4 protein-coding genes and 1 pseudogene are annotated in these 5097 nt (G+C 34.5%); 2 read left to right on the top strand and 3 right to left on the bottom strand.

The genetic code is table 11. The annotated features are described in order from the left end of the window. A partial coding sequence (locus AC1DJR_RS16855) for a helix-turn-helix transcriptional regulator (protein WP_477003074.1) occupies positions 1–496 on the bottom strand: 496 nt, incomplete at its 3' end. Positions 497–1144: 648 nt separating this feature from the next. Here AC1DJR_RS16855 and AC1DJR_RS16850 point away from each other — a divergent pair. After that, positions 1145–1570 (top strand): PH domain-containing protein, encoded by a 426-nt coding sequence (locus AC1DJR_RS16850; protein WP_193663030.1) that lies wholly within the window; start codon positions 1145–1147, stop codon positions 1568–1570. A gap of 261 nt (positions 1571–1831) precedes the next feature. Beyond that, positions 1832–1990 (top strand): annotated as a pseudogene (locus AC1DJR_RS16845) (FAD-linked oxidase); the annotation flags it as partial. Positions 1991–2040: 50 nt separating this feature from the next. Here AC1DJR_RS16845 and fumC read toward each other — a convergent pair. Together fumC and nhaC are read right to left on the bottom strand one after the other, a co-directional pair. Continuing rightward, positions 2041–3429, bottom strand: coding sequence for a class II fumarate hydratase (gene fumC / locus AC1DJR_RS16840; protein ID WP_477003073.1), 1389 nt, complete (start codon positions 3427–3429; stop codon positions 2041–2043). 125 nt (positions 3430–3554) lie between these two features. Further along, positions 3555–4958 (bottom strand): Na+/H+ antiporter NhaC, encoded by a 1404-nt coding sequence (nhaC, locus tag AC1DJR_RS16835; protein ID WP_477003072.1) that lies wholly within the window; start codon positions 4956–4958, stop codon positions 3555–3557. Positions 4959–5097 lie beyond the last annotated feature (139 nt).

The raw sequence follows: 5097 nt of genomic DNA, 5'->3' as shown, positions 1-5097 counted from the left end.
CTGTAATATTGTATCTATCATCCACCATCGTAGCTGTTCTATGAATCGGTACAAATTTMGTTTGWACTTTTGATTTTTYTTCTGACARTTCCATTAACGCTAAAAAYACTTTCGCTTGCTTCATTTTCTCGCGCAATGTAAATCGATGATTGCGAATCGTCGATGTGCTCCCGCCATCCATTTCTTTTACAATCTCTTTATCGTTAAGTCCCATATGGAAAAACTGAACCATTTTCTTTTGCAAATCAGTTAAGCCTGTAAACTTTTTATCAAGATTTAATAAATATTCAAACATAGATGTATGCTCATTTTGAATATGCAACTGTACAAACTTCTCTGCTTCATACAAAACTTGATTTTCTTGATAAATAACCCCTTTAATAAACGTTTCTCCACAAGCTAAACAAACATACTCCTCTGCTTCCTCGTCAAATACATACCCTTTCTTCAATTCCTCTATCGACGCATCCCAAAACTTCTCTGAAATATCACTCATACTAAACATTCCTCCAAAAGGTTTATTAAAACCATAAACAAATTACGATACCGTTTATTACCACTCCATCATCTTACCATAACAAAAGTAAACAATTCAATATTTCGTTTACCTATTTTACAAACTTTTATAAAAATATCTATTTATACGTTATAAAAAGGACTTATCCCAACAAACAGCGAATGTGTTTTTAGAAACGACTTATTATTAAGATGTGAAATATGCTGTTCAATATTTAAGTGCTACAAACCACATGGAACCGGCATTCACACATTCCAAAACTTCAGCATTCAATTTTAACTACAAAAAAGGTGTTTCCATATACGAAAACACCTTTTACCTTTTATATATTTTATAAACAACCTCTACTAAAACTTTACTTGCTTTTACAAATACATGTTTTCGATTTCCATCCTCAACGAATCTATTTGAACAACCACTAATCAYCATACAACTAATTATGACTATTACTTTAATACTTTTTCTGCAAATCATTTTATGCAACTCCACTTTTGAAAACTCCATTCAAATTTACCCCATCAAAAAAAGTTTACACGAATAATGAAACGTAAGAATATGTAATGTTGCATATTTTTACGTTTCATTACAATATTGTGATTTAATTATTTTAATGACTGGTATACCGAGGTGATTTACTTGAAATTTAAAGCGAAAAAAAATCCATTTCATATCATTTTAATCTCATTGTTTTTAGTCGTTTTTTTCATTTCTCTATTCTTTCAAAATGAGAATTCTATTTTTTTCACTCTCATGATGCTCTTAAATATCGTAAATCTCTCTTCTTTTTATTTTTCTCACTACAAAATAACGGAATCTGCCCTTGTTGTTAAACATGGTTTCATACTCCATACTGAAATTCCGTTTGATAATATACGTCATATTACATACTCCGGCAAATCGCTGCATTCGAAAAAATGGACGAGACAACAATTCGAAATTTTTCACAACCTATTCGACTCAGTAAAAACTTTCGTCCCACAGGAAGAAGAAAAATTCATCTCACTATTAAAAGAAAAATGTCCAAATATGAAAGTAATCAATAAGTCCCACTAATGAATAATGTTAAGATTAAAATTCTGAAACACAATCTATAGAGGCAGTTTTTTGTGAAATTGGACTGGACACGCAAAAATGGATATTATATCCAAACAGAACCGCCGTTTAAATATTAATCTCTCCTCAGGCTATCTAACCTCTAGTTAGCCTATTTTTCATTCCATAAAGATACTCCTGTTTATCACAAACAAACGATACGAACATACACTATTTCTAGAAAAACAAACTACTACACAAAATGAATGAAAGATGCTTATTATGTATGAGTTAAGTTATGAAGGATTAACAGGTGAAATTATTACAAGATATGATTGTGAGTACGAGGAAGCTAGACAAGAATGGAGTCGGGCTATTCAAAAGTTTCCTTTAGCTATCATTTATTGTTTTACGAAATGGGATGTTAGTAATGCGATTATTTGAGCGATAAAAAAGCCAAGATTCTAAAYTAAGAACCTTGGCYTYTTCTATTATTCTTTCGGAGCGATCATTTTTTTCGGATCTACAATCTCATCAAATTGCTCTTCTGTTAGTAGTCCAGATTGCAATGCTGCTTCTTTTAAAGTTAACCCTTCTTTATGGGCATGCTTCGCAATTTTCGCGGCATTTTCATACCCGATATGTGGGTTTAGCGCTGTTACAAGCATTAATGAACGATTYACATTYTCWTTAATTACTTCTTCATCYGCTTCAATRCCAACTGCACAWTTATCATTAAAYGAAACRRTTGCATCWGCTAATAAGTGAGCRGATTGYARGAAGTTRTAWGCAATAACTGGTTTGAATACGTTTAGCTCAAAATTACCTTGGCTCGCAGCAAATCCGATTGTTGTGTCATTCCCCATCACTTGTGCTACAACCATTGTTAGCGCTTCGCTTTGCGTTGGATTTACTTTACCTGGCATAATAGAGCTTCCTGGTTCATTAGCTGGAATAATAATTTCCCCAAGACCACTACGTGGACCACTTGCAAGCCAGCGCACATCGTTAGCTATCTTCATTAAATCAGCAGCTAATGCTTTTAATGCTCCATGTGCAAATACAACTTCATCATGGCTCGTTAACGCATGGAATTTATTTGGTGCAGAAACAAATTGTTTACCTGTAAACAAACTAATTTCTTCCGCTACCATCTCACCAAATTTAGGGTGCGCATTAATTCCAGTTCCAACCGCAGTACCACCAATTGCTAATTCTTTCATATATGTATTGCTATCTGCAATCATACGCTCTGTTTTTTCAAGCATACGGTGCCAACCGCTAATTTCTTGCCCTAACGTTAAAGGTGTTGCATCTTGTAAATGCGTACGACCGATTTTAATAATATGCTCAAATGCAGTTACTTTTTCTGCTAAGGTTTCTTTTAATTTCGTAATAGCCGGTAATACATGATTTTCTACCGCGATTACACACGCTACATGAAGCGCTGTTGGGAACGTATCGTTTGAACTTTGAGACATGTTCACGTCATCATTCGGATGAATATGTACGTCAGATCCCTTWTCTTTCAAAATTTGATTCCCWCGRTTTGCAATTACTTCATTYACATTCATRTTYGATTGTGTACCRCTACCCGTTTGCCATACGACAAGTGGAAAATGTTCATTCCATTTCCCTGCAATAACTTCATCGGCAGCTTCCACAATTGCTTGCGTCTTCTCTTCTGATAGCTTTCCTAATTTTTGATTGCTAAGCGCTGCACTCTTCTTTAAAATCGCAAATGCTTTTACAATTTCAAGTGGCATATGCTCTGTTCCAATTGGAAAGTTTTCCTTACTGCGCTGCGTTTGTGCTGCCCATAATTTATCAGCTGGAACTTTCATTTCTCCTAATGTATCTCTTTCAATTCTGTACTCCATTTTTTCATCCCCTTGAAAATAAAATACCTACATCTTTTATTTTAACAGACTTTCTATCAAATGATAAGAATTCTCATTAATACATATAAAAAAAATTACCTTCCGCCACCGCAGAAGGTAATTTTTTATGATGCTTGCTTTCCTTTATCTGCATCATCTACATACCAAATGAACTTGCCTGTATATCCATAAATAACTGCTAAAATGAGTGATACGAAGCTTAGCCACATAAATGGAACGTATGATAACGTTGATACACCTAAAATACCAGCCATAAAAATACCATTATCAGACCATGGAACCATACCAGAAGTCAAAGTTCCGCCTACTTCTGAGTTACGTGCTAATACGCGGCGATCTATTTTTAATTTATCATAGCTTTCTTCCATAATTTTTGGCGTTAAAATAAGTGATACGTACATCGCACAACCAAATATGTTTGCTAAAAACGCAACGATTAATGTAGACAATGTTACATTCCCTGCAGAATTTAATTTTTTCTCAAATTTCGATACAATTACCTTTAGAACACCTAGCTTTTCAAGTAAGCCACCAAAACCTAAGCCGAAAATAATAACAGCTACTGAACCAAGCATACCATTAATTCCACCACGGTTTAATAACTTATCGACAAACTCGACACCAGATTGAATTGAGAATCCGTTATATGCTGTTCCAATTGCCTCTCCAAAGTGCATTCCTTGGAAAAGAGTTGCCCAAATTGCACCAATTAAAGCTCCCATAGCAATTGTTGGCATAGATGGTTTCTTCATCGCCAATAGCATAATAACAATTACCGCTGGAACAAGCATCCATATTTTAATATCAAAGTGCTTTAATAAAGATTCTTTTAAAAACTCTACTCTATTTAAATCTACATTATCCCCACCATACATCCATCCAGCAACAGTAAACATAATGCCGGTAATAATATAAGCTGGAACGTCTAATACGAGCATAGCTCGAACGTGAGCAATAACATCTACTTTCGCCATAGAAGCTGCAAGAACTGTGCTATCAGAAAGTGGTGATAATTTGTCTCCGAAATAAGCTCCTGAAAGGACTGCACCCGCAACAAGCGGAAGTGGTAATCCAAGCCCTTCACCTATCGCCATCATAGCAATACCCGCTGTTCCAACTGTTCCCCATGATGTTCCTGTCGCGATAGAAGTGATTGAACAAATAATTAAAGTTGCCAATAAGAATATGCTAGGGTGAATGAATTCTAATCCATAATAAATTAATGTAGGTACAACCCCACCAGCAATCCACGTTCCAATTAAAGCCCCAACTGCAACTAAAATAAGAATTGCTTCTAATCCATTAGAAATCCCTTTCGTAATTGCATCTTGCAATTCTTGATAACGAAATCCTAATCTTAATCCAAGCGCAATAACTAAAAACCATGAAATAAATAGCGCTAATTGAATTGGGAGATCAAAAATCGTTTGGAAGGAAAAGACGACAGCAAGAAATAGGCATAAAAGAATAATAATTTCTAGCATCGATGGTAATCTTACACTTTTCATTTTCTTCTCTCCTTACAAGTCGATAACATGATGTATGTAGTCTTACGTGTATGTAGTATACAATTAGCGAAGACAAAACAAAATTTTCATATTATTTCGATTTATTTTTTCAGTATAATATATTCACAACCCTTTCTAT

It is taken from the genome of Bacillus sp. 05T31, assembly GCF_056396725.1.
The sequence above is the reverse complement of the archived record's forward strand: the minus strand, read 5'-3'. Positions and strand labels throughout refer to the sequence as shown.

Coding starts and splice junctions, on each gene's coding strand:
- nhaC (WP_477003072.1), bottom strand. CDS start 4,958: ATGAAAAGTGTAAGATTACCATCGATGCTAGAAATTATTATTCTTTTA.